42 protein-coding genes and 6 pseudogenes are annotated in these 26,905 nt (G+C 45.9%); 27 read left to right on the forward strand and 21 right to left on the reverse strand.

Features of this window, described 5'->3' with window-relative positions:
* Positions 1 to 14: 14 nt before the first annotated feature.
* Positions 15 to 2,441: a selenate/tellurate reductase subunit YnfE gene (gene ynfE / locus KXD89_RS10670; RefSeq protein ID WP_000041675.1), complete on the reverse strand. Its 2,427-nt coding sequence runs from the start codon at positions 2,439 to 2,441 to the stop codon at positions 15 to 17.
* Between the two features lie 198 nt (positions 2,442 to 2,639).
* Positions 2,640 to 2,945 (reverse strand): DUF1161 domain-containing protein, encoded by a 306-nt coding sequence (locus KXD89_RS10675; protein ID WP_001300836.1) that lies wholly within the window; start codon positions 2,943 to 2,945, stop codon positions 2,640 to 2,642.
* Positions 2,946 to 3,052: 107 nt separating this feature from the next.
* On the opposite strand from KXD89_RS10675, the gene KXD89_RS10680 reads away from it, so the two are divergent.
* A complete protein-coding gene (locus tag KXD89_RS10680; protein WP_001321287.1) occupies positions 3,053 to 3,763 on the forward strand; it encodes a YnfC family lipoprotein in 711 nt (236 codons plus the stop codon).
* A 2-nt stretch (positions 3,764 to 3,765) separates the two neighbouring features.
* Here KXD89_RS10680 and speG read toward each other — a convergent pair whose 3' ends face one another.
* Both speG and KXD89_RS10690 read right to left on the reverse strand, forming a co-directional pair.
* Positions 3,766 to 4,326: a spermidine N1-acetyltransferase gene (gene speG / locus KXD89_RS10685; RefSeq protein WP_001138581.1), complete on the reverse strand. Its 561-nt coding sequence runs from the start codon at positions 4,324 to 4,326 to the stop codon at positions 3,766 to 3,768.
* Between the two features lie 34 nt (positions 4,327 to 4,360).
* The gene (locus tag KXD89_RS10690) at positions 4,361 to 4,702 is read right to left on the reverse strand and encodes a DUF1283 family protein (protein WP_000705211.1); all 342 of its coding nucleotides are present in this window, start codon (positions 4,700 to 4,702) and stop codon (positions 4,361 to 4,363) included.
* Positions 4,703 to 4,836: 134 nt separating this feature from the next.
* On the opposite strand from KXD89_RS10690, the gene KXD89_RS10695 reads away from it, so the two are divergent.
* The 3 genes from KXD89_RS10695 (at position 4,837) to KXD89_RS10705 (ending at position 7,614) form a co-directional block, all read left to right on the forward strand.
* Positions 4,837 to 5,163 carry a YnfA family protein gene (locus KXD89_RS10695; RefSeq protein ID WP_000598292.1) on the forward strand — a complete coding sequence of 109 codons (327 nt, stop codon included), beginning with the start codon at positions 4,837 to 4,839 and terminating at the stop codon, positions 5,161 to 5,163.
* Between the two features lie 205 nt (positions 5,164 to 5,368).
* The gene (gene rspA, locus KXD89_RS10700) at positions 5,369 to 6,583 is read left to right on the forward strand and encodes a starvation-sensing protein RspA (RefSeq protein WP_001295394.1); all 1,215 of its coding nucleotides are present in this window, start codon (positions 5,369 to 5,371) and stop codon (positions 6,581 to 6,583) included.
* Between the two features lie 11 nt (positions 6,584 to 6,594).
* Positions 6,595 to 7,614 carry a Zn-dependent oxidoreductase gene (locus tag KXD89_RS10705; protein ID WP_000836066.1) on the forward strand — a complete coding sequence of 340 codons (1,020 nt, stop codon included), beginning with the start codon at positions 6,595 to 6,597 and terminating at the stop codon, positions 7,612 to 7,614.
* A 187-nt stretch (positions 7,615 to 7,801) separates the two neighbouring features.
* Here KXD89_RS10705 and KXD89_RS10710 read toward each other — a convergent pair.
* From KXD89_RS10710 to dicA, 9 genes and pseudogenes are all read right to left on the reverse strand, one after another.
* A pseudogene (locus KXD89_RS10710) lies at positions 7,802 to 8,965 on the reverse strand (tyrosine-type recombinase/integrase); the annotation flags it as partial.
* A gap of 7 nt (positions 8,966 to 8,972) precedes the next feature.
* Positions 8,973 to 9,668, reverse strand: a pseudogene (locus KXD89_RS10715) (IS3-like element IS2 family transposase); the annotation flags it as partial.
* A pseudogene (locus KXD89_RS10720) lies at positions 9,665 to 10,432 on the reverse strand (exonuclease); the annotation flags it as partial. The pseudogenes KXD89_RS10715 and KXD89_RS10720, both read right to left, overlap by 4 nt.
* A gap of 92 nt (positions 10,433 to 10,524) precedes the next feature.
* Positions 10,525 to 10,716 carry a lysis protein YdfD gene (gene ydfD / locus KXD89_RS10725; RefSeq protein ID WP_001083297.1) on the reverse strand — a complete coding sequence of 64 codons (192 nt, stop codon included), beginning with the start codon at positions 10,714 to 10,716 and terminating at the stop codon, positions 10,525 to 10,527.
* Entirely contained in the window at positions 10,713 to 10,901 is a 189-nt protein-coding gene (gene dicB / locus KXD89_RS10730) for a cell division inhibition protein DicB (protein ID WP_000854559.1), read from the reverse strand. Before dicB ends, ydfD begins: the two co-directional genes overlap by 4 nt.
* A 567-nt stretch (positions 10,902 to 11,468) precedes the next feature.
* Positions 11,469 to 11,687, reverse strand: a complete 219-nt coding sequence (gene ydfC / locus KXD89_RS10735) for a protein YdfC (protein ID WP_001171942.1) — start codon at positions 11,685 to 11,687, stop codon at positions 11,469 to 11,471.
* Between the two features lie 29 nt (positions 11,688 to 11,716).
* Positions 11,717 to 11,845, reverse strand: coding sequence for a protein YdfB (gene ydfB, locus KXD89_RS22305; RefSeq protein WP_000344964.1), 129 nt, complete (start codon positions 11,843 to 11,845; stop codon positions 11,717 to 11,719).
* 1 nt (position 11,846) lies between these two features.
* On the reverse strand, positions 11,847 to 12,002 hold the full coding sequence (locus KXD89_RS10740; RefSeq protein ID WP_000379575.1) for a DUF1391 family protein: 156 nt from the start codon (positions 12,000 to 12,002) through the stop codon (positions 11,847 to 11,849).
* Between the two features lie 166 nt (positions 12,003 to 12,168).
* Positions 12,169 to 12,576 (reverse strand): DNA-binding transcriptional dual regulator DicA, encoded by a 408-nt coding sequence (gene dicA / locus KXD89_RS10745; protein ID WP_000448564.1) that lies wholly within the window; start codon positions 12,574 to 12,576, stop codon positions 12,169 to 12,171.
* An 83-nt stretch (positions 12,577 to 12,659) separates the two neighbouring features.
* Here dicA and dicC point away from each other — a divergent pair, with 83 nt between their 5' ends.
* The 3 genes and pseudogenes from dicC to KXD89_RS10760 all read left to right on the forward strand — a co-directional run bounded on the left by dicC (position 12,660) and on the right by KXD89_RS10760 (position 13,336).
* Positions 12,660 to 12,890, forward strand: coding sequence for a dicB transcriptional regulator DicC (dicC, locus tag KXD89_RS10750; protein WP_000920568.1), 231 nt, complete (start codon positions 12,660 to 12,662; stop codon positions 12,888 to 12,890).
* A pseudogene (locus KXD89_RS10755) lies at positions 12,874 to 13,152 on the forward strand (protein YdfX); the annotation flags it as partial. The gene dicC and the pseudogene KXD89_RS10755, both read left to right, overlap by 17 nt.
* 34 nt (positions 13,153 to 13,186) lie before the next feature.
* A complete protein-coding gene (locus KXD89_RS10760) occupies positions 13,187 to 13,336 on the forward strand; it encodes a protein YdfW (RefSeq protein WP_011443592.1) in 150 nt (49 codons plus the stop codon).
* Positions 13,337 to 13,772: 436 nt separating this feature from the next.
* Here the strand turns inward: KXD89_RS10760 and KXD89_RS10765 are convergent, their stop codons facing one another.
* Positions 13,773 to 14,105: a FlxA-like family protein gene (locus KXD89_RS10765; protein ID WP_001301033.1), complete on the reverse strand. Its 333-nt coding sequence runs from the start codon at positions 14,103 to 14,105 to the stop codon at positions 13,773 to 13,775.
* Positions 14,106 to 14,307: 202 nt separating this feature from the next.
* Complete coding sequence (ydfV, locus tag KXD89_RS10770; protein ID WP_001326990.1) at positions 14,308 to 14,613, reverse strand: protein YdfV; 306 nt, start codon at positions 14,611 to 14,613, stop codon at positions 14,308 to 14,310.
* Between the two features lie 24 nt (positions 14,614 to 14,637).
* Between ydfV and relB the strand changes: the two genes are divergently transcribed.
* The 7 genes from relB (at position 14,638) to KXD89_RS10805 (ending at position 18,021) form a co-directional block, all read left to right on the forward strand.
* Positions 14,638 to 14,877 carry a type II toxin-antitoxin system antitoxin RelB gene (relB, locus tag KXD89_RS10775; protein ID WP_000534858.1) on the forward strand — a complete coding sequence of 80 codons (240 nt, stop codon included), beginning with the start codon at positions 14,638 to 14,640 and terminating at the stop codon, positions 14,875 to 14,877.
* Positions 14,877 to 15,164 carry a type II toxin-antitoxin system mRNA interferase RelE gene (gene relE, locus KXD89_RS10780; RefSeq protein ID WP_000323025.1) on the forward strand — a complete coding sequence of 96 codons (288 nt, stop codon included), beginning with the start codon at positions 14,877 to 14,879 and terminating at the stop codon, positions 15,162 to 15,164. Before relB ends, relE begins: the two co-directional genes overlap by 1 nt.
* A 71-nt stretch (positions 15,165 to 15,235) precedes the next feature.
* A complete protein-coding gene (gene hokD / locus KXD89_RS10785; protein ID WP_000813254.1) occupies positions 15,236 to 15,391 on the forward strand; it encodes a type I toxin-antitoxin system toxin HokD in 156 nt (51 codons plus the stop codon).
* Between the two features lie 216 nt (positions 15,392 to 15,607).
* Complete coding sequence (rem, locus tag KXD89_RS10790; protein ID WP_000980994.1) at positions 15,608 to 15,859, forward strand: protein Rem; 252 nt, start codon at positions 15,608 to 15,610, stop codon at positions 15,857 to 15,859.
* A 66-nt stretch (positions 15,860 to 15,925) separates the two neighbouring features.
* Positions 15,926 to 16,204, forward strand: coding sequence for a hypothetical protein (locus tag KXD89_RS10795; RefSeq protein WP_012304870.1), 279 nt, complete (start codon positions 15,926 to 15,928; stop codon positions 16,202 to 16,204).
* A gap of 1 nt (position 16,205) precedes the next feature.
* Positions 16,206 to 17,255, forward strand: a complete 1,050-nt coding sequence (locus tag KXD89_RS10800; RefSeq protein ID WP_001265198.1) for a DUF968 domain-containing protein — start codon at positions 16,206 to 16,208, stop codon at positions 17,253 to 17,255.
* Positions 17,256 to 17,268: 13 nt separating this feature from the next.
* Positions 17,269 to 18,021 carry an antitermination protein gene (locus KXD89_RS10805; RefSeq protein WP_001047135.1) on the forward strand — a complete coding sequence of 251 codons (753 nt, stop codon included), beginning with the start codon at positions 17,269 to 17,271 and terminating at the stop codon, positions 18,019 to 18,021.
* Positions 18,022 to 18,298: 277 nt separating this feature from the next.
* On the opposite strand, the gene KXD89_RS10810 is transcribed toward KXD89_RS10805, so the two are convergent.
* Together KXD89_RS10810 and cspF are read right to left on the reverse strand one after the other, a co-directional pair.
* Entirely contained in the window at positions 18,299 to 18,388 is a 90-nt protein-coding gene (locus KXD89_RS10810; protein ID WP_120795389.1) for a hypothetical protein, read from the reverse strand.
* Positions 18,389 to 18,442: 54 nt separating this feature from the next.
* Positions 18,443 to 18,655, reverse strand: coding sequence for a cold shock-like protein CspF (cspF, locus tag KXD89_RS10815; protein ID WP_000087756.1), 213 nt, complete (start codon positions 18,653 to 18,655; stop codon positions 18,443 to 18,445).
* Positions 18,656 to 18,955: 300 nt separating this feature from the next.
* On the opposite strand from cspF, the gene cspB reads away from it, so the two are divergent.
* Positions 18,956 to 19,171, forward strand: coding sequence for a cold shock-like protein CspB (cspB, locus tag KXD89_RS10820; RefSeq protein WP_000066484.1), 216 nt, complete (start codon positions 18,956 to 18,958; stop codon positions 19,169 to 19,171).
* A 363-nt stretch (positions 19,172 to 19,534) separates the two neighbouring features.
* Here the strand turns inward: cspB and ynfU are convergent, their stop codons facing one another.
* On the reverse strand, positions 19,535 to 19,705 hold the full coding sequence (gene ynfU, locus KXD89_RS10825; protein WP_211180497.1) for a putative zinc-binding protein YnfU: 171 nt from the start codon (positions 19,703 to 19,705) through the stop codon (positions 19,535 to 19,537).
* Between the two features lie 219 nt (positions 19,706 to 19,924).
* Here ynfU and essD point away from each other — a divergent pair, with 219 nt between their 5' ends.
* The 9 genes and pseudogenes from essD (at position 19,925) to KXD89_RS10870 (ending at position 22,901) form a co-directional block, all read left to right on the forward strand.
* Positions 19,925 to 20,140, forward strand: a complete 216-nt coding sequence (gene essD, locus KXD89_RS10830) for a phage lysis protein EssD (RefSeq protein ID WP_000839590.1) — start codon at positions 19,925 to 19,927, stop codon at positions 20,138 to 20,140.
* Between the two features lie 4 nt (positions 20,141 to 20,144).
* Entirely contained in the window at positions 20,145 to 20,456 is a 312-nt protein-coding gene (locus KXD89_RS10835) for a YdfR family protein (RefSeq protein WP_000189916.1), read from the forward strand.
* Positions 20,453 to 20,986, forward strand: coding sequence for a lysozyme (locus tag KXD89_RS10840; RefSeq protein ID WP_001092971.1), 534 nt, complete (start codon positions 20,453 to 20,455; stop codon positions 20,984 to 20,986). Before KXD89_RS10835 ends, KXD89_RS10840 begins: the two co-directional genes overlap by 4 nt.
* Positions 20,983 to 21,480 carry a DUF2514 domain-containing protein gene (locus KXD89_RS10845; RefSeq protein ID WP_001071769.1) on the forward strand — a complete coding sequence of 166 codons (498 nt, stop codon included), beginning with the start codon at positions 20,983 to 20,985 and terminating at the stop codon, positions 21,478 to 21,480. The genes KXD89_RS10840 and KXD89_RS10845 overlap by 4 nt, the downstream gene beginning before the upstream one ends.
* Positions 21,481 to 21,842: 362 nt before the next feature.
* On the forward strand, positions 21,843 to 22,055 hold the full coding sequence (gene cspI / locus KXD89_RS10850; RefSeq protein WP_000066495.1) for a cold shock protein CspI: 213 nt from the start codon (positions 21,843 to 21,845) through the stop codon (positions 22,053 to 22,055).
* Positions 22,056 to 22,065: 10 nt separating this feature from the next.
* Positions 22,066 to 22,254, forward strand: coding sequence for a cold-shock protein (locus tag KXD89_RS10855; protein WP_071524604.1), 189 nt, complete (start codon positions 22,066 to 22,068; stop codon positions 22,252 to 22,254).
* A 2-nt stretch (positions 22,255 to 22,256) separates the two neighbouring features.
* On the forward strand, positions 22,257 to 22,322 hold the full coding sequence (gene ynfR / locus KXD89_RS10860; RefSeq protein WP_120795388.1) for a small protein YnfR: 66 nt from the start codon (positions 22,257 to 22,259) through the stop codon (positions 22,320 to 22,322).
* Positions 22,323 to 22,326: 4 nt separating this feature from the next.
* Positions 22,327 to 22,556: pseudogene (gene ynfN / locus KXD89_RS22565) on the forward strand (protein YnfN).
* Between the two features lie 171 nt (positions 22,557 to 22,727).
* The gene (locus KXD89_RS10870; protein ID WP_001019606.1) at positions 22,728 to 22,901 is read left to right on the forward strand and encodes a GnsA/GnsB family addiction module toxin; all 174 of its coding nucleotides are present in this window, start codon (positions 22,728 to 22,730) and stop codon (positions 22,899 to 22,901) included.
* A 151-nt stretch (positions 22,902 to 23,052) separates the two neighbouring features.
* On the opposite strand, the gene KXD89_RS10875 is transcribed toward KXD89_RS10870, so the two are convergent.
* Entirely contained in the window at positions 23,053 to 23,463 is a 411-nt protein-coding gene (locus KXD89_RS10875; RefSeq protein WP_000373090.1) for a DUF1398 domain-containing protein, read from the reverse strand.
* Between the two features lie 57 nt (positions 23,464 to 23,520).
* A complete protein-coding gene (locus KXD89_RS10880; protein WP_001368374.1) occupies positions 23,521 to 23,754 on the reverse strand; it encodes a YlcI/YnfO family protein in 234 nt (77 codons plus the stop codon).
* A 388-nt stretch (positions 23,755 to 24,142) separates the two neighbouring features.
* On the opposite strand from KXD89_RS10880, the gene KXD89_RS10885 reads away from it, so the two are divergent.
* The 3 genes and pseudogenes from KXD89_RS10885 to KXD89_RS10895 all read left to right on the forward strand — a co-directional run bounded on the left by KXD89_RS10885 (position 24,143) and on the right by KXD89_RS10895 (position 26,200).
* The gene (locus KXD89_RS10885; RefSeq protein ID WP_000453612.1) at positions 24,143 to 24,712 is read left to right on the forward strand and encodes a DNA-packaging protein; all 570 of its coding nucleotides are present in this window, start codon (positions 24,143 to 24,145) and stop codon (positions 24,710 to 24,712) included.
* A gap of 211 nt (positions 24,713 to 24,923) precedes the next feature.
* Positions 24,924 to 25,625: pseudogene (locus KXD89_RS10890) on the forward strand (phage tail protein); the annotation flags it as partial.
* Positions 25,625 to 26,200 carry a tail fiber assembly protein gene (locus KXD89_RS10895; RefSeq protein WP_001698950.1) on the forward strand — a complete coding sequence of 192 codons (576 nt, stop codon included), beginning with the start codon at positions 25,625 to 25,627 and terminating at the stop codon, positions 26,198 to 26,200. The pseudogene KXD89_RS10890 and the gene KXD89_RS10895, both read left to right, overlap by 1 nt.
* Before the next feature lie 97 nt (positions 26,201 to 26,297).
* On the opposite strand, the gene KXD89_RS10900 is transcribed toward KXD89_RS10895, so the two are convergent.
* Positions 26,298 to 26,888 (reverse strand): recombinase family protein, encoded by a 591-nt coding sequence (locus KXD89_RS10900; RefSeq protein WP_000078178.1) that lies wholly within the window; start codon positions 26,886 to 26,888, stop codon positions 26,298 to 26,300.
* Positions 26,889 to 26,905 lie beyond the last annotated feature (17 nt).

A 26,905-nucleotide genomic window follows, 5' to 3' on the forward strand; every position in this document is an offset into this window, starting at 1 on the left:
ATGGTTGTCGTGGGTTATATTTTTTCGATCTCGACCAGATTAGTGTGCTGCGGGTTTCCCTTCGCCAGTGGTGAAGGGCGCAGAGTGGTTAGCGTATTCACACAGCCGCCATGGTCGATTTTATCGCCAGACATATTGGCCTCGTGCCAGGCTCCCTGGCCCATAGCGCTAACTCCAGGGAGAATACGTGGTGTTACTTTGGCTGGTAGCCGAACTTCGCCACGATGGTTAAACACCCGCACCATATCGCCGTTGGCAATCCCACGTTTCTGCGCATCTATAGGGTTGATCCACACCTCCTGACGGCAGGCAGCCTTCAGGAGATCAATATTGCCGTAGGTCGAGTGAGTACGGGATTTGTAATGGAAACCAAACAGTTGCAGTGGGAAGGTTCTACGTTCAGGGGAGTTCCAGCCTTCAAAGGTTGAGGCATAAACTGGCAATGGGCTTATCACTTCATCTTTTTCCAGTTCCCAGGTACGGGCAATTTCCGCCAGCCTGCTGGAATAAATTTCAATCTTACCGGAAGGCGTTTTAAGTGGATTTGCCTCGGGGTCGTCACGAAATGCTTTGTAGGCGACAAAATGGCCATTGGGATCTTTACGCTTATAGATACCCATTTTTTTCAGTTCGTCGTAAGACGGTAACGCCGGATCTTTGGCAAGCATTTTGGCGTACAGATGTTGTAACCATTGTTCCTGCGTGCGACCTTCTGTGAACTTTTGATAGACGTCAGGTCCAAGACGTTTCGCGACTTCACTCAGGATCCAGTAAATCGGTTTGCGTTCGAATTTTTCGCTGGTGACAGGCTGGAGGAAAATGAGATATCCCATGTTACCGGCGTAGTCGTTAGGAATAATATCTTCCTGCTCAACGGTCATCAGGTCTGGCAGCAGAATGTCGGCATATTTTGCCGATGAGGTCATAAAGTTTTCGATGACCACAATCATTTCGCATTTCGATTCGTCCTGCAGAATTTCATGCGTTTTGTTGATGTCAGAATGCTGATTAACGAGGGTATTTCCCGCGTAGTTCCAGATGAACTTAATGGGCACATCCAGTTTATCTTTGCCGCGGACGCCGTCGCGGATTGCCGTCATTTGCGGACCATGATCGATAGCATCTGTCCAGCTGAAGCAGGAGATTGACGTTTTGACCGGATTATCCAGCACCGGCAGGCGTTCTATGGTAATGGTATAGGTCGATTCACGCGCGCCACTATTTCCGCCGCTGATGCCGACATTGCCCGTCAAAATAGGTAACATAGCAATAGCGCGTGCAGTCAGTTCGCCGTTTGCCTGGCGTTGTGGCCCCCAGCCCTGGCAGATATAAGCGGGTTTTGCTGTGCCAATTTCACGCGCCAGTTTGATGATACGGTCCTCCGGGATACCGGTAATTTGCGAAGCCCACTGCGGCGTTTTCGCTGTTTTATCGTCACCTTCACCAAGAATATAGGCTTTATAGTGACCATTTTTGGGTGCATCTGCGGGTAAGGTTTTTTCGTCATAGCCGACGCAGTATTTATCGAGAAAAGGTTGATCAACGAGATTTTCGTTAATCAATACCCAGGCAATACCCGCAACCAGCGCGGCATCGGTGCCCGGGCGAATAGGGAGCCATTCGTCTTCACGACCGGCAGCCGTATCGGTATATCGCGGATCGATAACAATCATTTTGGCGTTCGATTTCTCGCGCGCTTTTTCAAGAAGATAAGTGATGCCACCACCGCTCATGCGGGTTTCTGCCGGGTTGTTACCAAACATCACGACCAGCTTGCTGTTTTCAATATCCGTGGTGCTGTTGCCATCATTACTGCCGTAGGTGTAGGGCATGGCACAGGAAATTTGCGCAGTGCTGTAGGAGCCATACTGGTTGAGTGAACCGCCGTAGCAGTTCATCAGGCGTTTGACCGCCGAGGCTGATGGCGAAGAGCGGGTCATATTGCCGCCAACGATCCCCGAAGAGTACTGAATATATACAGCCTCATTGCCATATTGTTCGACGGTTTTCTTCAGGCTACTGGCGATAGTATCCAGGGCTTCATCCCAGCTAATCCGTTCGAATTTGCCTTCGCCGCGTTTGCCCACGCGTTTCATTGGGTAATTCAAGCGATCGGGATGATTAATACGCCGGCGGATGGAGCGACCGCGCAAACAGGCGCGTACCTGATGGTTGCCGTACTCATCGCTGCCGGTATTGTCAGTTTCCACCCAGGTCACTTCATTATCTTTAACATGTAGACGAAGTGCACAGCGGCTACCACAGTTGACGGAACAGGCACCCCAGACCACTTTTTCGCGGGCCTGTTGTACCGCTGCTGCTGCATTGCGCAGGGTAAACGGCAAAGAAAAACCGCCTGCAGCCAGCGCCAGAGAACCTATCGCGGTAGATTTAACGAGTGTTCTGCGGCTGATGCCCACCATTCGTTCATTTTTGGACATAACTCACTCCCTGTTCTTTATCGTTATATAAAAGTTTATATATTGAATATTTAGCGCGCTAACAATAGAGGGAGTCTACCCATTTTGGGTTAAGAATTATTAATCCATATCAATAGAAGGGTATGAGTAATAAGGTGGGATTATGTTGTATGTTCAAATCGCCGGATTTGTCATATCCGGCGTTCAGTCGATAATGTGTTACTGCGGTTCGGCAGGCGCGCCATCCTGGCTAGACTGCGCGGGAGCAGAGACGTTACCGCTGGTGGTGCGGGTATAGAGAATTTTATGCGTATCATTAGCGCAATGGCCGACGACCTGGGAATCAGGCTGATCAACCTGGTCATTGGGTACAATACTTAACGTGAAGCTGCTTTCGGGTACGCCATTATTGATAATGCGCTGTGATATATCGCTCTGTATGCGCTCACAGGATCCCGGCGCGGCGAGTACCGCGGGTGAGGCGAGGGCGAGCAGAAGCGCGGCACAGCAGGTTGAGAGTTTCATCATAAGCTCCTTACGCGAAGATAACTTCTTTAAGCATAGCATTTAACGTGTAAAGTACTGTATTTGCTACTATGATTGAGAATCATCTCTACTCTCTGGTGACTGTTGTGAAATACAAATTACTACCATGCTTACTCGCGATATTCCTCACAGGATGTGACCGCACAGAGGTAACACTTTCATTTACCCCTGAGATGGCCAGTTTCTCTAATGAATTCGATTTTGATCCGCTGCGTGGTCCGGTAAAAGATTTCACTCAGACATTAATGGATGAGCAAGGTGAAGTGACGAAACGTGTTTCTGGGACTTTGTCGGAAGAAGGCTGTTTTGATTCACTCGAATTACTGGATCTGGAAAATAATACCGTGGTCGCTCTGGTACTGGACGCCAATTATTACCGTGATGCCGAGACGCTGGAGAAGAGAGTACGTTTACAGGGAAAATGCCAGCTAGCAGAATTACCTTCTGCCGGGGTGAGTTGGGAAACCGATGATAATGGCTTCGTGATTAAAGCCAGCAGCAAACAAATGCAGATGGAATATCGCTATGATGATCAGGGTTATCCGCTGGGTAAAACCACGAAAAGTAACGACAAAACATTATCTGTCAGCGCCACGCCATCAACGGATCCGATCAAAAAATTAGATTACACAGCGGTTACTTTACTGAATAATCAACGGGTTGGTAATGTAAAACAGAGCTGTGAATATGACAGTCACGCTAATCCGGTGGACTGTCAGCTAATCATTGTTGATGAAGGAGTAAAACCCGCCGTCGAACGGGTTTACACCATCAAAAATACGATCGATTATTATTAATGCTATTGTGCGGTCGGCTTCAGGAGAGTCTGACCCGGTGTTTTGTGCTCTGCCAGATACTGATGCTGGAATATACACATGCGAATGGCATTACGATATTGACCATTAATAAAGAACTCGTGCATCAATTCACCTTCAACCGAAAAGCCAAGCTTGCGGTAAATGTGAATCGCTTTTTCATTCTCTTTATCAACGATCAGATACAGCTTATAGAGATTGAGAACGGTAAAGCCATAGTCCATTGCTAATTTGGCGGCACGGGTTGCCAGACCTTTCCCCTGATACTCCGGGGAGATAATTATCTGAAATTCTGCGCGGCGATGAACATGGTTAATTTCCACCAGCTCCACCAGACCGGCTTTTTCGCCGTCACATTCCACCACAAAGCGCCGTTCGCTCTGATCGTGAATATGCTTATCATACAGATCAGAGAGTTCAACAAAGGCTTCGTAGGGTTCCTCAAACCAGTAACGCATCACACTGGCGTTATTGTCGAGTTGATGTACATAGCGTAAATCTTCACGCTCCAGCGGGCGTAGCTTAACACTGTGGGCGCTTGGCATAACGTGTCCTTACATTCCTTAAATCAATAACAGGTTAGGGGGTAATAACGCGGCCAGTTCGACGGTCCAGGCAGCGCAAAGTATTGGGCTCCCAGTAGGCATTGATGTTGGCGCTTTGCTCACATTTATCGCGGTTATCAAAAGCGGCGTCGGCTTTATCCCACTCTTTTTCAGTGCGTTTATTCACTTTCTGGCGCAGATTGCGCGTGTCATTCCATTGCTCTTTTTCCATAGCGGCGTGCTGGCGGCTTTGTGCACTGTCGCCAGACTCAATCACCAGTTTGTTAGTTTCGGCATGAACAGTTGTGCTCAATGCCAGTGCGCAAGGCAGCAGAATAGCGAGCAGGCCGATTCGTTTGCTGAGAGTGATTTTCATAATTCATTCCCTGTATGAATGATTAAAGGTGATTCTACACCATCCACTGCGGACGCAAAACGTACCAGGAGGGTGTTTATATTGATGATATTATGTCGCCCTATAACTATACATGATGTCAATAAGAGACAAAGATGATTAAAACAACGTTACTATTTTTTGCTACTGCGCTGTGTGAAATTATTGGATGCTTTCTGCCCTGGTTGTGGTTAAAACGAAACGCCAGTATCTGGCTGTTGCTTCCGGCGGGGATTTCACTGGCGCTGTTTGTCTGGTTGTTAACGTTGCATCCAGCGGCGAGTGGGCGTGTTTACGCGGCTTATGGTGGCGTTTATGTCTGCACGGCGTTGATGTGGCTGCGCGTTGTGGATGGCGTGAAACTGACTCTTTATGACTGGACGGGTGCGTTGATTGCGCTTTGCGGCATGTTGATCATTGTTGCGGGCTGGGGGCGCACGTAGGAACATAAATCCATTTTATCAATAAGATAAGAGGAAGTGTCAGCTGACAAAAGGTATTCTATTTCATCTTTTGTCAACCATTCACAGCGCAAATATACGCCTTTTTTTGTGATCACTCCGGCTTTTTTCGATCTTTATACTTGTATGGTAGTAGCTCAGTTGCGTAGATTTCATGCATCACGACAAGCGATGCAAGGAATCGAACATGAAGATCGTAAAGGCTGAAGTTTTTGTTACCTGTCCGGGGCGTAATTTCGTCACATTAAAAATCACCACTGAGGACGGTATTACGGGCCTTGGGGATGCCACCCTCAATGGACGTGAGCTTTCCGTGGCCTCTTATTTGCAGGATCACCTTTGTCCGCAGCTTATTGGTCGCGATGCGCACCGTATCGAAGATATCTGGCAGTTTTTCTATAAAGGTGCTTACTGGCGTCGCGGTCCGGTTACGATGTCGGCCATTTCAGCGGTTGATATGGCGCTGTGGGATATTAAAGCCAAAGCTGCCAACATGCCGCTTTACCAGTTACTCGGCGGCGCGTCTCGTGAAGGGGTGATGGTTTATTGCCATACCACCGGTCACAGTATTGATGAAGCTCTGGATGATTATGCCCGTCATCAAGAGCTTGGATTCAAAGCCATCCGCGTGCAGTGCGGAATCCCTGGTATGAAAACCACCTACGGCATGTCGAAAGGTAAAGGTCTGGCTTATGAACCCGCAACCAAAGGACAGTGGCCGGAAGAGCAGCTGTGGTCGACGGAGAAATACCTCGATTTCATGCCGAAATTGTTTGACGCGGTACGTAACAAGTTTGGTTTTAATGAACATTTGCTGCATGACATGCACCATCGCTTAACGCCTATTGAAGCGGCGCGCTTTGGTAAAAGCATTGAAGATTATCGCATGTTCTGGATGGAAGACCCGACGCCTGCGGAAAACCAGGAATGCTTCCGTCTCATTCGCCAACATACCGTCACACCCATCGCAGTGGGTGAAGTCTTCAACAGCATCTGGGACTGCAAACAACTGATTGAAGAGCAACTCATCGATTATATCCGCACCACGCTGACCCATGCAGGCGGAATTACCGGTATGCGCCGGATTGCCGATTTTGCTTCGCTGTATCAGGTACGTACTGGCTCACACGGTCCTTCCGATTTGTCACCAGTCTGCATGGCTGCGGCGCTGCACTTTGATCTGTGGGTCCCCAATTTCGGTGTCCAGGAATACATGGGTTATTCCGAACAAATGCTCGAAGTCTTCCCGCACAACTGGACTTTCGATAACGGCTATATGCATCCGGGAGACAAACCGGGTCTTGGTATCGAATTCGATGAAAAGCTGGCGGCGAAATATCCCTATGAACCTGCTTATCTACCAGTCGCACGTCTGGAAGATGGCACGCTGTGGAACTGGTAAGGAGTAAGATAATGAAAAGCATATTAATTGAAAAACCGAATCAACTGGCGATTGTCGAACGTGAAATACCCACCCCGTCAGCGGGTGAAGTACGAGTAAAAGTGAAACTTGCCGGAATTTGTGGTTCAGATAGCCATATTTATCGTGGGCATAATCCTTTTGCGAAATATCCGCGCGTCATTGGTCATGAATTCTTTGGCGTCATTGATGCAGTGGGTGAAGGCGTGGAAAGCGCCAGAGTCGGTGAACGTGTTGCTGTCGATCCGGTGGTCAGCTGTGGGCATTGCTATCCGTGCTCTATAGGTAAACCGAACGTTTGTACGACACTGGCTGTATTAGGTGTGCACGCTGACGGTGGTTTCAGTGAATATGCCGTGGTTCCGGCAAAAAATGCGTGGAAAATTCCTGAAGCAGTGGCCGATCAATATGCGGTAATGATCGAACCTTTTACCATTGCGGCTAACGTAACCGGACATGGTCAACCGACTGAAAATGATACCGTTCTGGTTTATGGTGCCGGTCCAATCGGCCTGACGATCGTTCAGGTATTAAAAGGCGTCTATAACGTTAAAAATGTGATTGTTGCCGATCGCATTGATGAACGACTGGAAAAAGCGAAAGAGAGCGGGGCTGACTGGGCGATTAATAACAGCCAGACACCGCTTGGCGAGATTTTCACTGAAAAAGGCATCAAGCCGACATTAATTATCGATGCGGCTTGTCATCCTTCTATCCTGAAAGAGGCCGTAACGCTGGCTTCTCCAGCGGCACGTATTGTATTGATGGGGTTCTCCAGTGAACCGTCTGAAGTGATTCAGCAAGGAATTACCGGAAAAGAACTCTCTATTTTCTCTTCACGCTTAAATGCAAATAAATTCCCGATCGTTATCGACTGGTTAAGTAAAGGGTTAATTAAACCAGAAAAATTAATTACCCATACGTTTGATTTCCAGCATGTTGCTGATGCCATTAGTTTATTTGAACAGGATCAAAAACATTGCTGCAAAGTCTTACTCACTTTTTCTGAATAATACCAATAACGGCGAGTAAGTAGTACGCATCTTACCTCTTTTTTAGAGATAACCATTATGACAATAGAAAAACACGAAAGAAGCACTAAGGATTTGGTGAAAGCAGCAGTATCGGGATGGCTGGGCACTGCGCTTGAATTTATGGATTTCAAGAGTCATGCGTGTTAACTATTTGATAAATATTAAATTAATTTTTCATTGCTTCGTTATGGGGCATGGTTGGGGCAAACTCGCTTAACTGTGTATTTAACAAAGCTACCTGTGCATTATTGTTTTCAGACATCCATTTTCCGTATACCTGAAATACCATTTGCGCATCTGCATGGCCCATCTGGTTTGCTATAAATGCCGGGTTAGCACCAGCTGTCAGCGACCAGCAGGCATAAGTATGTCTCGACTGATATGATTTTCGATGGCGGAGTCCGGCACGTTTTATCGCTGCGTCCCACATCTGCCTTATTGAGTCAACGGTAAAATGGTCACCATAATTTTTTACTCTCGCTGACACTTCAGGTTGAAAAACAAAGGTGCATTTTTGTTTTTCTGTTCTGCCATACTCTCTGAGGTGAACATCAATGATATGCTCTTTGCTCAGTCTCGTTAATGTCATCTGACTCCGGAGAGCGTCGATTGCTGGCTTAATAAGATGAATGACCCGATTGGTTCCCGCCTGTGTTTTTGGTACCGTGAAACGGTCTTTTGCTAAATTTCTCCTGATCATCATTGTTCCATTTTTCAGATCTATGTCCTCCCATCCAAGTGCACACAGCTCACCAGGGCGAACTCCAGTATAAACAGAAACACACCATAAATTTTTTGCTTGCTGATTTCTGCACGCATCGATAAGACGGATAAATTCTTCCCGCGAAAGAGGATCCGGAATGGTTCTTGATTCCTTTAATGGCGAGATCCCCTTAAACGGATTATCTGCCAGGTAACCGTTATCAACACCAAACTGGAACACGGCGTTAAGATTTGTCATGTAATTATTTACAGTTACAGCCGATCTCCCTGGTTGTGTAACAATATAGTTACTTTTGGGGATCTGGTATCCAGTCAGTAACTCTTTACGAACCTCCAGTAATTTTTCTTTATTAATCGATGAGGCAAGATTTTTTTCACCGATTATGCTCAGGATATTTTTGATGACGGCACGGTATGTGTTGAGTGATGTTTTGGCGACTTCAGTTTCTTTCAGTGCCAGAAATTTTTCAGCCAGTTCTTTTATGGTTAAATCTTGTCGGGCCTCACCAAATTTTTCCAGATTGCGTGAGGAGGGAAACTGTTTTGCATAGTCGAAAACACCAGTTTTTATTGCGTAACAAACAGAGGAGCGTAGTTCACCTGTGGATTTGCCCCTATATTTCCAGACATCTGTTATCACTTAACCCATTACAAGCCCGCTGCCGCAGATATTCCCGTGGCGAGCGATAACCCAGCGCACTATGCGGATGCCATTCGTTATAATGCTCGAACGCCTCTGCAAGGTTCTTTGCTGCCGTTAACCCGTCTGGTTTGGGCATGATACTGATGTAGTCACGCTTTATCGTTTTCACGAAGCTCTCTGCTATTCCGTTACTCTCCGGACTCCGCACCGCCGTGTTCTTCGGTTCAAGTCCCAACATCCGGGCGAACTGGCGTGTTTCATTAGCCCGGTAGCATGAACCATTATCCGTCAGCCACTCCACTGGAGACGACGGAAGATCGTTGCCGAAGCGGCGTTCCACCGCTCCCAGCATGACGTCCTGTACTGTTTCACTGTTGAAGCCGCCGGTAGTGACCGCCCAGTGCAGTGCCTCACGATCACAGCAGTCCAGCGCGAACGTGACACGCAGTCTCTCTCCGTTATCACAGCAGAACTCGAACCCGTCAGAGCACCATCGCTGATTGCTTTCTTTCACGGCCACTCTGCCTGTATGTGCCCGTTTCGATGGCGGTACAGCAGGTTTTCGCTCAAGCAACAGCGCATTCTGGCGCATGATCCGGTAAACACGTTTGGCATTGATCGCAGGCATACCATCAAGTTCTGCCTGTCTGCGAAGCAGCGCCCATAGGCCAGTTCGTCATCCAGTGTTTTCCATGTCTGCTTGTATTCGCGATGAATGGCAGCAATGACCGGGCTGATTTTTCCTGTTGAATTTTCAGTGTACTGTTGATTGGCTCTGGCGCGGGCGAGATCAACAACAGACGTGTATTTTCCGGTTTCCTTGCGTTCACCTTCGCGACGTTTTTTCCAGATGCGCATCTCTGCCTGAATTTCGGGCCATTTAGCACCAGGAATACATTTATGCTTAACCCACCCAATGGCGTGCAACTTAAGCTCCGGATACATGGCGTTAACTTCTGGCATTTTCATCAACGCTTCAACGATATGTCCGTCGAATGTTGCCATGTCTTCCTGCAACAATTCCTGTGCGCTAATAACCATATCAACGGTGATGTTTTCACATGTGTCGAACTTAACCATGACAGCGTTCTGTACTTCAGGGGCCAGCTTGTCAAAAGTGACGTTCATCGGATCGGATTCAGTCTCAACCGGGACAAAAGAAGCAGACTCCTCATCCCAGCGGTTTTCCTGCATATATTCAGCATCCCATGAATCGAGGGCAGGGCGGGGTATGCCAGGTTTATCCTCGCAGACAATAAATTTATAAGCGCAGTCCTGAGCAGCCGGATAATGTTCCAGGAATTGCCAGTGAAATTTTGCTCGAGCACGGCGTTCGTCGCCAGCTTCAATGGCTGTGGCTACAGCCACAGCGCCTTCTTCCCTTGTTGCCAGTTCGTCAGGAATAGCGGCGCAAATAAAGACTTTACTCATTTGTTTTAACCTCATGACAGATTTAAGGATGAACAAATCCCTGCCATTGCTGGCATATAAGAATGAAACCGGATATTTATTACGGAACTGTTTTAAAGACCTGCCGGGATTTCGATATTATCCTGGTGAATAACTTTATCGACCGGGTAACAGTTACCGGGAATTTTCTGTTCGGTTGCTGCAGTCATACACTCCTGCATTGTCCTGTGAACACTGACTGCAATATCAACTGGCTCTCCGGAAACAAGAAAAACTGTCAGAACAAGCACAAATGCTGAATTCATTGTGCACATCCTTTTGGCATCAGACGTAAACGAGCCAGCATTGAAACAATGCATATTTTATTTAATAGCTCCCGTTCTTGTTTTCTCTTGTTAATGGCATCTTCAGTAAATACTGGGTTACTGATAGTGACACCAATTTCAAAACAACCTTCAGACGTATTAACGTTTGGTAATAACGTTTTCATTATCGCGTCCTCAACAATGAATTTTGTGATGCAGTGCCTGGTGCCTCCAGGTGACGTTAACCAGTTAACAATTAACGCCGGATACAGAGAATCCACCCATAACACTGTTTTTGGTTTTAACTGTTCCGCGTGCGCTCAGCCGCATTCACCACATCACAAAATTCACTTTAAAAAGGGCGGCAGAGCAGTCACGGAGTAAAACTGATACCGCCAAACGTCACCAGAAAATTGATAACAGAGGGCGTTGCAGCGGGGTTGTCACTTAAGCGTATGGTCAACCTGACAACCCGGTGTCCTCAACGGGGAAGGAATAACCCCGCCATACTTACCGCCGCGCCATTTCGCGGGTTGCCACAACCGGAAGCGCACGGTCGACGAAAATTTAACGACAGGCTATCTATGAACCAGCTACCTCGCCATGCGCTTTCGCGTTATGGTCTGACTTTTCAGGGAAATATCCTTTCAGTAAACTGTCAGTTCCGGATGCGCACCCGTGTCCGGCGCACGCACTCCACCTCACCCGTGGAGAACTCCTTAATTACTAACCTTAGCTTTGTTGATTAGCTACTAACGCGGGTATGTAATCATTCTGGCAATGCTTAATGCCGCTGCTTTTTCCAGATTGGTGATATCCTGCTCCAGAGCGGACAGATTTTCAGCCTGCTTAGCCCTGGCTTCATTAGCCCATTTCAGATCCTGCGCTGCATTAATTTTCTGGCGCATCCACTCATAAAGTTCATCATCGGTATAGTCTGGCGCGATGATGACGGGTTCTCGTTTCTGCATACTGATTCCTCGCGGTGCTGTTTCGCTTATCAGCCGTTAGATTTTGCCGAACTGGAAAGCGCCTGTTTAAACTCACTGAAGCTGAGAGCTTCTTCGCCTTCGGCAAGGCCTTCGAAGTATTCTTCGTAAGCCTTTTCCATGATTGTGTCGAAATCCATATCACTCACCTGAGTTTCTTTCCAGCCAGCGACGGGCACCATTTTCGGTTTTAAACGTTTTGCTTTTGGTATACGTCATTGCGGTGAACGTGCCGTCCTGGTTTGGAAACACGCCGTACACCAGAGATTCGTTGTTGCCAAGATCGATAGTATCCATGCTGACCTCATTTCCCCTTAACGCTGGGGTAGCGGAACTGTTTGCTGAGAACACCGTGCGGTGTGTTGATGCAAACAAGATTAGCCATGACTAACATATCGGTCAAGTGATTTTGTATGCTATAGCTAACATAATTGATGTGGTAAAAGATAACTCATTGATGATGTTATCTTTTATTTGTCCGCTGACGGGCTTTTAGTAATTCTTCAAAGAGTTTATTGAAGTTTTTTACTCGAGCTCGCATTTCGGCGAGCTGGGTATCCTGTTCTGATTCTGGCAGTGCATTAAACAGCTCAAGGAGCTCTAGTTCTTTGGGGGATAAGGCAACTGGCTTCTCAACAGGTGGTGTTGGTTGCTTGTCTTCATCGCCAAATAGAATCCATGTTGGTGAGCATTGCAATACTTTACTGAGGGCAAAAAGGTTCTTCCCTGTAGGTTCACTATCACCCCGTTCCCATTGTGATACAGACACATGGGAGATTTTCAGGGCTTTAGCAAGAGACCTTTGGGTGTGTTTGAGGTTTTTCCGACGATACCTGATGCGTTCGCCGATAGTTAAATTTTTTGTTTCCATAGTTAGCTAATGCTAAATCGTATTGACTATGTTTTTGTTAACATCTATCTTGTTAGTTATGACTAACAATAAAGGTGTTTTAAATGCTTAAAACTGACGCTCTTTTGTATTTCGGTTCAAAAACAAAACTTGCACAAGCAGCAGGTATTCGTTTGGCTTCGCTTTATAGCTGGAAAGGGGATTTAGTTCCCGAAGGTCGCGCGATGCGTCTACAGGAGGCATCTGGCGGGGAGCTTCAGTATGATCCCAAAGTTTATGATGAATATCGTAAGACGAAGCGGGCGGGGCGGTTGAACAATGAAAATCACTCCTGAACAGGCTCGTGAGGCTCTGGATGCCTGGATATGTCGACCAGGAATGACACAGGAGCAGGCGACGATATTAATCACTGAAGCATTCTGGGCTTTGAAAGAGCGCCCGAACATCGATGTTCAGCGTGTCACATATGAAGGTGGCGCGATTGATCAGCGAGCGCTTGGCGTTAATCGAGTGAAGATATTTGAACGCTGGAAGGCTATCGACACCAGGGATAAGCGTGAAAAGTTCACGGCGCTAGTGCCTGCAATTATGGAGGCTACCACTGGATGATGAAAAGAGTGTCCATGAACGAGTGGATAATGCCCGTATTGATTTACGCTCAAAATACTATGTTAAACCTAAAGCTGACCATCCCTGGCTTACGCGCCGAACGCAAAGTCATCAGCAAGTTAAGCCCCCGAAGTTACCTAAAAAGAAGCCTGATCCCGATAAAAAAGATTGAAACCAAGATCGATTCGGTTGAGTGCATATCCATTCATAGGGTAGATTCTTAAGTCGCGTTTCTGGTGTTCATTTTCGGGTGGTTTGTTACTTGTTTTACCGGGGATATGCCAGAAACGCGCTGAGTCAGTCTGGGCGGTGCGCGTAATGAGGCGTTATGGTAAATAGCCTATGCTAATGTCCGCTAAGAGCAAGAAGCGGAAGTTGGCAGTTTTGTGGACTGTCCCCACAAAAGTGACTACAGAAATAGTTGCAATTCATAATTGATCATGGGTTGTCAGTTAAACTCGTGGCGATTTAAATAGACTAATTGGGAGTGCGTCCATTACTTATATCTTGTAATGTTAACTATCAGAAATGATACAAAGATAATATGTCTTTAAAGAAAAGGCTGATGGCGAAAAGTGGCCCGATGAGGGCCACAATACGGCTGTCACTTAGACGTAAATATCAATGGTGCCAGCGGTATTTGTATCGTCTTTTTTCTCTTCTTTTTTATCAGGCTGAACTGTCGCGTCTTCATTCTTTTTCTCTGCCTGCTGCCTTAACAACTGCTCCAGTTGAGCCCAGAGGCTTTCAATTTGCTTCTGTACCAATGCAGCCATTTCTTTTTTCTGCTGTGTCGTCATCCCCTCTTCCGATGAGATTTTCCCAAGCTTTTCAGTCAGCACCTGAATTTGTCTTGTGATTTTGGCTATTTCTGATGTTCCTTCCGGGGCGGAGTTGTTTGAAATAACGGTTGAGGTATTTCCCTGAATTGTGACAGACATAGATTTCTCCTTTTAAAAAAGCACTATCGGCATGCACAAAAAAATCTTTAATCGTATTTCTTGTGTCATTAATTGTTTGATGTTCAGATTGTTTTCCTCGCGGGCTGGCGCGCCTCAGAAAGTAAAGCTTGTTGACAGGGGTAAACGTTCGGCAATAATTTTCTGCCGCATGCGGGTGTTGCATAAAACGTGTTACGTTCCTTTATCGACAGGTCAGGTCACCGCTCACCCGCCGACGAGAAAGCAACACTGACATGCTAAAGCAAAAAATAGATGAATAAGTTGAGTTGTGCATATGTAGCCTGACCGTCACAAAGTATATGGTGTCTGTACCAGTAAGATGATGGCCGGACTCTTTAAAAACGAGCTGACCTGCACAATACAGGATGGACTTAGCAATGGCTGCTCCTGGCACAAAGCGGACAGTGATCACCGTTCTTACGACTACTTTCTGACTTCCTTCGTGACTTGCCCTAAGCATGTTGTAGTGCGATACTTGTAATGACATTTGTAATTACAAGAGGTGTAAGACATGGGTAGCATTAACCTGCGTATTGACGATGAACTTAAAGCGCGTTCTTACGCCGCGCTTGAAAAAATGGGTGTAACTCCTTCTGAAGCGCTTCGTCTCATGCTCGAGTATATCGCTGACAATGAACGCTTGCCGTTCAAACAGACACTCCTGAGTGATGAAGATGCTGAACTTGTGGAGATAGTGAAAGAACGGCTTCGTAATCCTAAGCCAGTACGTGTGACGCTGGATGAACTCTGATGGCGTATTTTCTGGATTTTGACGAGCGGGCACTAAAGGAATGGCGAAAGCTGGGCTCGACGGTACGTGAACAGTTGAAAAAGAAGCTGGTTGAAGTACTTGAGTCACCCCGGATTGAAGCAAACAAGCTCCGTGGTATGCCTGATTGTTACAAGATTAAGCTCCGGTCTTCAGGCTATCGCCTTGTATACCAGGTTATAGACGAGAAAGTTGTCGTTTTCGTGATTTCTGTTGGGAAAAGAGAACGCTCGGAAGTATATAGCGAGGCGGTCAAACGCATTCTCTGAACCAAAGCATGACATCTCTGTTTCGCACCGAAGGTGACACTTCTGCTTTGCGTTGACAGGAGAAGCAGGCTATGAAGCAGCAAAAGGCGATGTTAATCGCCCTGATCGTCATCTGTTTAACCGTCATAGTGACGGCACTGGTAACGAGGAAAGACCTCTGCGAGGTACGAATCCGAACCGGCCAGACGGAGGTCGCTGTCTTCACAGCTTACGAACCTGAGGAGTAAGAGACCCGGCGGGGGAGAAATCCCTCGCCACCTCTGATGTGGCAGGCATCCTCAACGCACCCGCACTTAACCCGCTTCGGCGGGTTTTTGTTTTTATTTTCAACGCGTTTGAAGTTCTGGACGGTGCCGGAATAGAATCAAAAATACTTAAGTAGCGCGCAGGGATAAGAGGGATGGTCCCTTAAAGGGGAGAGCTAATTATCCGGAAGGATTCTGATGATGAACATCGAAGAACTGCGTAAAATTTTTTGTGAAGATGGCCTCTATGCTGTGTGCGTTGAAAATGGAAATCTTGTTAGTCATTACCGCATTATGTGTTTGCGAAAGAATGGGGCTGCGTTAATTAATTTTGTGGATGCTCGGGTCACGGACGGATTTATCTTGCGCGAAGGTGAGTTTGTCACTTCATTACAGGCATTGAAAGAGATCGGAATAAAAGCTGGCTTTTCTGCTTTTTCAGGAGAATAAACTCATCTACAATCTTGCGCGGGGCTGAACTCCCGCTGAGTAACACCGTGCCACCGGAGAAAACCGATGGCACGCAACGCAAAATATTACAATTCTGATAATTCGCCCGTTCTTGCCTGCACGCACGGGCGGTATTCTCACGCATTCAAGTCTGAATGGTTCCAGCACCCTCCATGCACTGCAGAACAGGCCGAATGGCTGATTCATTCTTACCGCAGGCGCGGGTTCGAGGTTAAGAAAGCTCTCAGTCTCGACTATCGGCACTGGATAATCTCTGTCAGGCTGCCTTATTCCGAACGCCCACCACGTGCGTCCCGCACTTTCCAGCAACGGATCTGGAGGTAACGTGCGGGTATTACTTAGACCTGTTCTGGTGCCTGAGCTTGGGCTGGTGGTCCTTAAGCCGGGCCGTGAATCCATACAGATATTTCATAATCCTCGAGTGCTGGTGGAACCGGAACCAAAAAGCATGCGTAATCTGCCATCCGGAGTCGTTCCTGCCGTTCGCCAGCCGCTGGCGGAAGACAAAACATTGCTGCCGTTTTTTAGTAACGAACGGGTGATTCGTGCTGCTGGCGGCGTTGGCGCATTGTCCGACTGGCTATTACGTCATGTTACATCCTGCCAGTGGCCTAATGGCGATTACCATCACACTGAAACAGTCATTCACCGTTATGGTACCGGCGCAATGGTGTTGTGCTGGCACTGCGACAACCAACTGCGTGACCAGACATCGGAATCACTGGAGCTGCTTGCTCAACAAAATCTGACAGCATGGGTGATTGACGTCATCCGTCACGCAATAAGCGGTACGCAGGAGCGGGAATTATCTTTGGCTGAATTATCCTGGTGGGCGGTCTGCAATCAGGTGGTGGATGCACTACCTGAGGCTGTATCGCGTCGTTCGCTGGGATTACCAGCGGAAAAAATCTGCTCGGTGTACCGCGAAAGCGACATCGTACCGGGAGAGCAGACCGCCACCAGCATATTGAAACAACGCACAAAAAATCTTGCACCGTTGCCTTACGCCCACCAGCAACAAAAATCACCACAGGAAAAGACGGTGGTAAGCATCACCGTTGATCCAGAGTCTCCGGAATCTTTCATGAAGCTGCCTAAACGTCGCCGCTGGGTTAAGGAGAAATACACACGTTGGGTTAAGACACAGCCGTGTGCTTGCTGCGGTATGCCAGCCGACGATCCGCATCATCTGATTGGTCACGGGCAGGGCGGAATGGGAACAAAAGCACATGATCTCTTTGTGTTGCCTTTGTGCAGAAAGCATCACAACGAGCTGCATACGGATACAGTGGCATTTGAAGATAAGTATGGCTCCCAACTGGAGCTGATATTTCGTTTTATCGATCGCGCGCTGGCAATTGGCGTACTGGCGTAAGTGGAGAACGAGCATGAACCTTGAAGCCTTACCAAAATATTACTCCCCAAAATCTCCAAAATTGAGCGATGACGCTCCAGCGACAGGCACCGGTTGTTTAACAATTACGGATGTAATGGCAGCGCAGGGGATGGTGCAGTCGAAAGCACCACTTGGGTTGGCCTTATTTCTGGCAAAAGTTGGTGTTCAGGACCCTCAGTTTGCGATTGAAGGCCTGCTAAATTACGCGATGGCACTGGATAACCCGACATTGAACAAATTGAGTGAAGAAATCCGGTTACAGATTATTCCTTACCTCGTGAGTTTTGCCTTTGCTGATTACTCCAGGTCTGCGGCAAGTAAGGCTCGCTGTGAGCATTGTTCAGGTACGGGATTTTATAATGTATTGCGCGAAGTGGTGAAACACTACAGACGCGGGGAATCTGTAATCAAGGAAGAATGGGTGAAGGAACTATGTCAGCATTGCCATGGTAAGGGCGAAGCCAGCACAGCGTGCAGAGGGTGTAAGGGTAAAGGGATTGTTCTGGATGAAAAAAGAACCCGGTTTCATGGCGTACCGGTATATAAGATTTGTGGGCGTTGTAATGGAAACCGGTTTAGTCGTTTACCGACCACGCTGGCACGACGTCATGTCCAGAAGCTGGTACCAGACCTGACCGATTATCAGTGGTATAAGGGGTATGCGGACGTCATTGGTAAACTGGTAACAAAGTGCTGGCAGGAAGAAGCATACGCGGAAGCGCAATTGAGGAAGGTGACGAGATAAATGATTTTTGCTGAAGATGGCGACATGATGTTTGCATTTTTCAAAAAATATGGATAAAATTTTTTCAACGATGGGCTTTGTATACCCGACGTTAAGAAAAAGTAGAAAACCCGCTGATGAGCGGGTTTTGTGCTTTAAATGGGGCAATGGTAATGTTGAATCTCATCCCGGGACTCATGTCTGTTAACTTATTATTTAGCTGGTGACTTGGTTATTTGCCTGATGTTTAAAATGTTTTCTTCCAGTACAATGTCCCTAAACACAATGAGTCTGCTTATTATATTATTAGCAGAGCTATTACGGCCAAAGTACAGCATAAGCTTTTAAAGCCAATCAACCAGTCATCAAGACAGACGGGGTTATTCATAAAAACTCTCCATGTGTGATCCGATGGGGCCTGAAATTAAAGCTTTAATATAGCTCATGAAAGGTAAACATTGGCAGCTGAAGGGCCACGCAGACCATTTATCCGGCAAAATTCCACGCGTAATCCGGTGGTAATTTCTTCTGCATCGCGGAGATTGAGCGCTGAAACATGAAGCTGGACATCGATACGACCATCGGATGGGGTGATAAGACCCTTGCCGCTTTTGCCGTCAAAGGTTTTGACAATTCCTGTCATTTTACGGGACAAAAAAATTCCTTAATACTGATAACTTGGCGCACTATACACACGTTCCTGAAGAAAGCTATAGTTTTTTGATGGGGTTGAAGATGGCTGGATGTCTAAAATAAACATTGCTTCATATGTTCAACTATGCGTTAATGATTGCGTCGGTTTGAAGAACAGACGATATACGAAGTAGTTTACTAAAGCAGTTCTCATTTCAGGTGTTATTCACTTATTCCTTCTTTGAGTCTCTCCAATTAAGTACGAAGTCGTTTCTGTTATGCAAACCATTTATGCCGAAAGGCTCAAGTTAAGGAATGTAGAATGTCAAATAAAATGACTGGTTTAGTAAAATGGTTTAACGCTGATAAAGGTTTCGGCTTTATTTCTCCTGTTGATGGTAGTAAAGATGTGTTTGTGCATTTTTCTGCGATTCAGAATGATAATTATCGAACCTTATTTGAAGGTCAAAAGGTTACCTTCTCTATAGAGAGTGGTGCTAAAGGTCCTGCAGCAGCAAATGTCATCATTACTGATTAAAATTCATCGCTCGTCTGTATACGATAACGAAGAAGGCTGATGCCTGAGTAGAGATACGGACAGAGTAGTGAATATTGGATCTCTTTAATAAAAAGTAAGGAGGTCCAATACATGAAACAATGGCTAGCATATTTGGCAAAATCTTAATCAGGAAAAGTATGCTAACCATTGTGGTGAAGTGCAGGTTTGCTGCATGAATAGTTTTACAGCAGAAGCTAACTGCTGGCATGGCAAAACAAAGTGCGTAAGTGGATGACTCCCACAAAAAGCACCACAATCTCAAACCCGCTCAGGCGGGTTTTTTATTATCTGCTTTAAATATATTATTAAAATATAAAAAATACTTGTTACTAATAAAATCAATCAGGCTACAGCTTTAAGATTTGTCTGGAATACTTTGTTGCAATGAGGGCAGATCAAAAGGGCACCTTTTTGTACTCTTGAAAAACTGTGTTCTGACTCTTGGGTGCAGTTTGGGCAGGAACATTTAACGAGATAATTACGGCGTGATTTTGAGTTTTTACGTTCTGACATAGGCTTTTCCTGTATAAATGGCCGTATACAGTACACTAAATATGAAAACATTTCTCGTATTATTATTTTATATATGACTTTCTTTCAAAATAATTACCCACATTTTTAATGTGTATGTTTTTTTAGCGCCGTTGAGAACAACGTGTGCTGTCAAAACTACCCCGTAGACTCCGATCTTTTCAAACATATTGCACCATCCGTGTACATCGGGGTGAGGATATGAAATCAATGGATAAGTTAACAACAGGTGTTGCCTATGGCACATCGGCGGGTAATGCTGGTTTCTGGGCATTGCAGTTACTCGATAAAGTAACTCCGTCACAGTGGGCTGCAATCGGTGTGCTGGGTAGCCTGGTTTTTGGCCTGCTGACGTATCTGACAAATCTTTATTTCAAGATTAAAGAAGACAGGCGTAAGGCTGCGAGAGGAGAGTAATCCAATGACTCAAGACTATGAACTGGTTGTGAAAGGAGTCCGTAATTTTGAGAATAAAGTTACGGTAACTGTAGCCTTACAGGACAAAGAACGCTTTGACGGTGAAATTTTTGACCTGGATGTCGCCATGGACCGTGTTGAAGGAGCTGCGCTGGAGTTTTATGAGGCAGCAGCCAGAAGGAGCGTCCGGCAAGTCTTCCTGGAAGTAGCAGAAAAATTGTCAGAAAAAGTTGAGTCTTATCTGCAGCATCAGTACTCCTTTAAGATTGAAAATCCTGCCAATAAGCACGAGCGTCCTCATCATAAATATCTATGAACACAAAAATCAGATACGGCCTGTCGGCTGCCGTTCTGGCGCTGATTGGTGCTGGCGCATCTGCTCCTCAGATACTTGACCAGTTTCTGGACGAAAAAGAAGGTAACCACACAATGGCATACCGCGATGGTTCTGGCATATGGACCATCTGTCGGGGTGCCACAGTGGTGGATGGAAAAACCGTTTTTCCCAATATGAAACTGTCGAAGGAAAAATGCGACCAGGTCAACGCCATTGAGCGTGATAAGGCGCTGGCATGGGTGGAGCGCAATATTAAAGTACCACTGACCGAACCACAAAAAGCGGGTATCGCGTCATTTTGTCCCTATAACATTGGCCCCGGTAAGTGTTTCCCGTCGACGTTTTATAAGCGGCTGAATGCTGGTGATCGTAAAGGTGCATGCGAAGCGATTCGCTGGTGGATTAAGGATGGCGGACGCGATTGCCGCATTCGTTCAAATAACTGTTACGGTCAGGTTATTCGTCGTGACCAGGAGAGCGCATTAACCTGCTGGGGGATAGAACAGTGAATCAGATATTCATGGTGATTTTTCTCGTGTTGTCAGGATTTATCGTCGGAAATGTCTGGAGCGACCGAGGATGGCAAAAAAAATGGGCGGAACGTGATGCTGCCGCATTATCACAAGAGGTAAATGCTCAATTTGCTGCTCGAATAATTGAACAGGGGCGAACTATAGCCCGTGATGAGGCTGTTAAAGATGCGCAACAGAAATCTGCTGAAATTTCTGCCAGGGCTGCTTATCTGTCTGATAGTGTTAACCAGTTGCGTGCCGAAGCAAAAAAATATGCCATACGCCTTGACGCAGCGAAGCATACCGCAGATCTTGCCGCTGCCGTCAGAGGCAAAACAACCAAAACCGCCGAAGGAATGCTCACCAACATGCTCGGAGATATTGCAGCAGAAGCTCAGCTTTATGCTGAAATTGCTGACGAACGCTACATCGCAGGAGTGACTTGTCAACAGATCTATGAATCTTTAAGAGATAAAAAGCATCAAATGTAGGGTAATATTAAATCGGAACATTTACATCGCGGAATGTAAAATTTAAATAAAAAGGACTCTTCCATGAGCCAAAATTCCTGAAATCTTAAGGGTAAGATAAAAGGTCTTAATCAGAATGACACGTTTTATTAATAAATAAAGCTATTCTTTCATTGCTGTGTTTTTCTTTACAAAAGTAATCCTTGCTATGGGTGGTTAATCATGCGTTAATGGTGTTCTGGTTTGTTACAAATTTATCTGAAGCAGTCATTGTTATAATTTTATTATTTGTACCTCTTGAGATTTCCTTGTTGGTTTTTCTCTCTGATATTTTTTTTCGGACCATTCTGCCCAAGGGCTAATTTCTTCAAAAGGTAATAATTATGTCTAACAAAATGACTGGTTTAGTGAAATGGTTTAACCCTGAAAAAGGTTTTGGTTTCATCACGCCGAAAGATGGCAGCAAAGATGTGTTTGTCCATTTCTCAGCAATTCAGAGCAACGATTTCAAAACATTAACTGAGAATCAGGAAGTTGAATTTGGTATTGAGAACGGACCTAAAGGTCCTGCCGCTGTTCATGTAGTGGCGCTTTGAGGTAGACAATATTACAAACCATATTCACTTTAGATGCCCGTGTTGTCATGGTTCCCAGTATAGAACATCATCTTTTGATGTTTCTGACATGAATCCTTTCGGGGCAAAATGTATCTTTTGTAAATCAATGATGATTACATTTGATAATATTTCACAATACTTAAATGCCAGCCGTCTGTCGTTGGATTTAAAAAAGTGAAAATGAAGGCTCCTTCGGGAGCTTTTTTGCTTGGTGTCTATTCGATGGATACTCACATACTACGGTAACATCATGAAAAAAATCATAGTTTTTTTAACTCTGAACCAGCAGTGGTAGTGCCAGCGATGACTGGAGTTAACACCATCATGCGTGAATATCCAAATGGCGAAAAAACACACCTTACTGTAATGGCCGCAGGGTTTCCATCTCTGACCGGAGATCATAAAGTCATTTATGTAGCCGCGGATCGACATGTTACTTCAGAAGAAATTCTGGAAGCAGCAATAAGGCTCTTGAGTTGATTTGATGCTATTGCATTGATAATTCAGGAAAATTCTCTTTGTCTGTTTGTGTAAAATTTAGACTATCGTATGTTGATTATTGCGATGTTTCATCTTATCTTTTACACGTTTGCACCATATAATCGACTTACTGTGTAACTGGAAAGTCATAACAGACTAAAAGAGGAAATGATGAATATTGAAAACTTAAAAACAAAAGCAGAAGCAGATATTTCTGAATATATAACAAAAAAAATTATTGAACTTAAGAAAAAGACCGGGAAAGAAGTTACCAGTATTCAGTTTACCGCACGGGAAAAAATGACGGGTCTTGAAAGCTATGATGTCAAGATTAATTTAATCTGATGTATTCAATAATAAAATTTATCCATAAACCTCGTTTTTACGGGGTTTTGTTATATTTGAATGGTTCCGAATATCTAAATCACAATTGTTGATGGTTTTTATTAAACCAATGCAGTCCGGCTCAGGAGTGAGAGAAGCCGGACGTTATGGTTTAGCGTGGTAAGATCTGTGTAGTTTTCTGGATGCTTTCAGTAAATAGTAATGAATTATCAAAGGTATAGTAATATCTTTTTTGTTCGTGGATATTTGTAACCCACCGAAAAACTCCTGCTTTAGCAAGGTTTCTTCTGTATTCCTGAAATGTGATCTCTCTGGATTTCAGCTTATTAGAGGTCGTTTCTATAAGATGCCTATCCTTTGAAAATTTGACAGACACAATGTTTTTTAGGCCCTTTAATAACACTGTATTATCATTTTTTAATACAATATGAACATTCTCTGTGGCTAAATAGTAAATGTAATGTGAGACATTGTGACGTTTTAGCTCAGAATAAAACCATTGATAGTTTAAATCGTTTCGAACTTTATCAAATATTTGTTTAAAAATGACTACCTGATCCATAGATAAACCTTCCATGTGATATGAGGGGGCGTAGTCTGCACGATTATCTAAATTGCTTCAATCTGGTCTGACCTGTTTTCTGAGCAATTCAGTAATGTCACTCTTTTCTTTGTTTGCTTCAGAAGAAACTCTTTTTTCTGAGCACAGTCTCCGGCGGCAGGCTTCAATGACCCAGGCTGAGAAATTCCCGGACCCTTTTTGCTCAAGAGCGATGTTAATTTGTTCAATCATTTGGTTAGGAAAGCGGATGTTGCGGGTTGTTGTTCTGCGGGTTCTGTTCTTCGTTGACATGAGGTTGCCCCGTATTCAGTGTCGCTGATTTGTATTGTCTGAAGTTGTTTTTACGTTAAGTTGATGCAGATCAATTAATACGATACCTGCGTCATAATTGATTATTTGACGTGGTTTGATGGCCTCCACGCACGTTGTGATATGTAGATGATAATCATTATCACTTTACGGGTCCTTTCCGGTGATCCGACAGGTTACGGGGCGGCGACCTCGCGGGTTTTCGCTATTTATGAAAATTTTCCGGTTTAAGGCATTTCCGTTCTTCTTCGTCGTAACTTAATGTTTTTATTTAAAATACCCCCTGAAAAGAAAGGAAACGACAGGTGCTGAAAACGAGCTTTTGGGCCTCTGTCGTTTCCTTTCTCTGTTTTTGGCCGTGGAATGAACAATGGAAGTCAACAAAAAGCAGCTGGCTGACATTTTCGGTGCGAGTATCCGTACCATTCAGAACTGGCAGGAACAGGGAATGCCCGTTCTGCGAGGCGGTGGCAAGGGTAATGAGGTGCTTTATGACTCTGCCGCCGTTATAAGATGGTATGCCGAAAGGGATGCTGAAATTGAGAACGAAAAGCTGCGCCGGGAAGTTGAAGAACTGCGGCAGGCCAGCGAGACAGATCTCCAGCCAGGGACTATTGAGTACGAACGCCATCGACTTACGCGTGCGCAGGCCGACGCACAGGAGCTGAAAAATGCCAGAGACTCCGCTGAAGTGGTGGAAACCGCATTCTGTACTTTCGTGCTGTCGCGGATCGCAGGTGAAATTGCCAGTATTCTCGACGGGATCCCCCTGTCGGTGCAGCGGCGTTTTCCGGAACTGGAAAACCGACATGTTGATTTCCTGAAACGGGATATCATCAAAGCCATGAACAAAGCAGCCGCGCTGGATGAACTGATACCGGGGTTGCTGAGTGAATATAACCGCGCTGACAGACAATACGCAGGGGGCAGCAGGTCTTGAGTTATACGAGGTGTATAACAACGGATATCCAACAGCGTATGGAAATATCATTCACCTGAAAGGGATGACAGCCGTTGGCGAAGGTGAGTTACTCATCGGCTGGAGTGGTACAAGCGGTGCTCATGCTCCGGCATTTATTCGTTCACGACGGGATACGACCGACGCAAACTGGTCGCCGTGGGCGCAGCTTTACACCTCGGCTCATCCTCCTGCAGAGTTTTATCCAGTCGGTGCACCAATCCCGTGGCCATCAGATACCGTTCCGTCTGGTTATGCCCTGATGCAGGGGCAGACTTTTGACAAATCTGCATACCCGAAACTTGCAGTTGCTTATCCGTCAGGCGTGATCCCTGATATGCGTGGCTGGACGATTAAGGGCAAGCCCGCCAGTGGTCGGGCCGTATTATCTCAGGAACAGGACGGCATTAAATCGCACACCCACAGCGCCAGCGCATCCAGTACGGATTTGGGGACGGAAACCACATCGTCGTTTGATTACGGAACCAAATCCACGAATAACACCGGGGCGCATACCCATAGTATTAGCGGGACCGCAAATAGTGCCGGTGCGCACCAACACAAGAGTTCCGGTGCATTTGGTGGCACGAACACGAGCATTTTCCCTAATGGTTATACCGCGATTTCAAATCTAAGCGCGGGGATTATGAGCACAACAAGCGGTAGTGGCCAGACTCGTAATGCAGGGAAGACATCATCAGATGGTGCTCATACCCACTCGCTGTCCGGCACTGCTGCAAGCGCAGGCGCGCATGCACATACTGTCGGTATTGGTGCTCATACGCACTCCGTTGCGATTGGTTCACATGGACACACCATCACCGTTAACGCTGCTGGTAACGCGGAAAACACCGTCAAAAACATCGCATTTAACTATATTGTGAGGCTTGCATAATGGCATTCAGAATGAGTGAACAACCACGGACCATAAAAATTTATAATCTGCTGGCCGGAACTAATGAATTTATTGGTGAAGGTGATGCATATATTCCGCCTCATACAGGTCTGCCAGCAAACAGTACCGATATTGCACCGCCAGATATTCCGGCTGGCTTCGTGGCTGTTTTCAACAGTGATGAGTCATCGTGGCATCTCGTTGAAGATCATCGGGGTAAAACGGTTTATGACGTGGCTTCCGGCAACGCGTTATTTATTTCTGAACTCGGTCCGTTACCGGAAAATGTTACCTGGTTATCGCCGGAAGGGGAGTTTCAGAAGTGGAACGGCACAGCCTGGGTGAAGGATACGGAAGCAGAAAAACTGTTCCGGATCCGGGAGGCGGAAGAAACAAAAAACAACCTGATGCAGGTAGCCAGTGAGCATATTGCGCCGCTTCAGGATGCTGCAGATCTGGAAATTGCAACGGAGGAAGAAATCTCGTTGCTGGAAGCATGGAAAAAGTATCGGGTATTGCTGAACCGTGTTGATACGTCAACTGCACAGGATATTGAATGGCCAGCACTGCCGTAGGGTAAAACATATAAATTCTATAATTAGATGTATCTTTCCATTTACGGCAAGGAAGGGGGCTTGGAAGACGTAAAGCATCTCACACCGAGATTATTTTTTATATGTCAGGTGTCTGAAGTTTTGCTTTGGCTCTTAAAATGGTTTGCCGCGAGGTTTTGAATTCCCGGGCAATGGCACTTATACTTACACCTGACTTAATTCGTTCGAATACCACCTGTTTCTGTTCTTCATTTAACACAGGAGGTCGACCAAAACGTTTCCCTGCGCCGCGGGCTCTTACTATCCCGGAATGAGTGCGTTCAAGTAAAAGGTCTCGTTCAAATTCAGCGACTGCTGAAATTACTTGCATCATCATTTTTCCTGTTGGACTGGTCAGGTCAATGCCCCCCAATGCTAAGCAATGCACTCTGATACCTGTTTCGGTCAGTTGTTCCACTGTTTTCCTGATATCCATTGCATTACAACCAAGGCGATCCAGTTTTGTCACAATCAATTGATCACCACATTTCAGGCGAGCAAGCAACCGGTTAAAACCAGGACGCTCACTGGTTGCTGCTGAGCCGCTAATGTGTTCTTCGATTATTTGCTGAGGTTTGATTTTAAAACCTGCACTTTCGATTTCCCGGCGTTGATTTTCGGTGGTCTGATCCAGCGTTGATATCCGACAGTAAGCAAAAATTTGAGACATAGTGAGACTCTATACGA

The organism is Escherichia sp. TC-EC600-tetX4, from assembly GCF_019356055.1.
Lineage (GTDB): Bacteria > Pseudomonadota > Gammaproteobacteria > Enterobacterales > Enterobacteriaceae.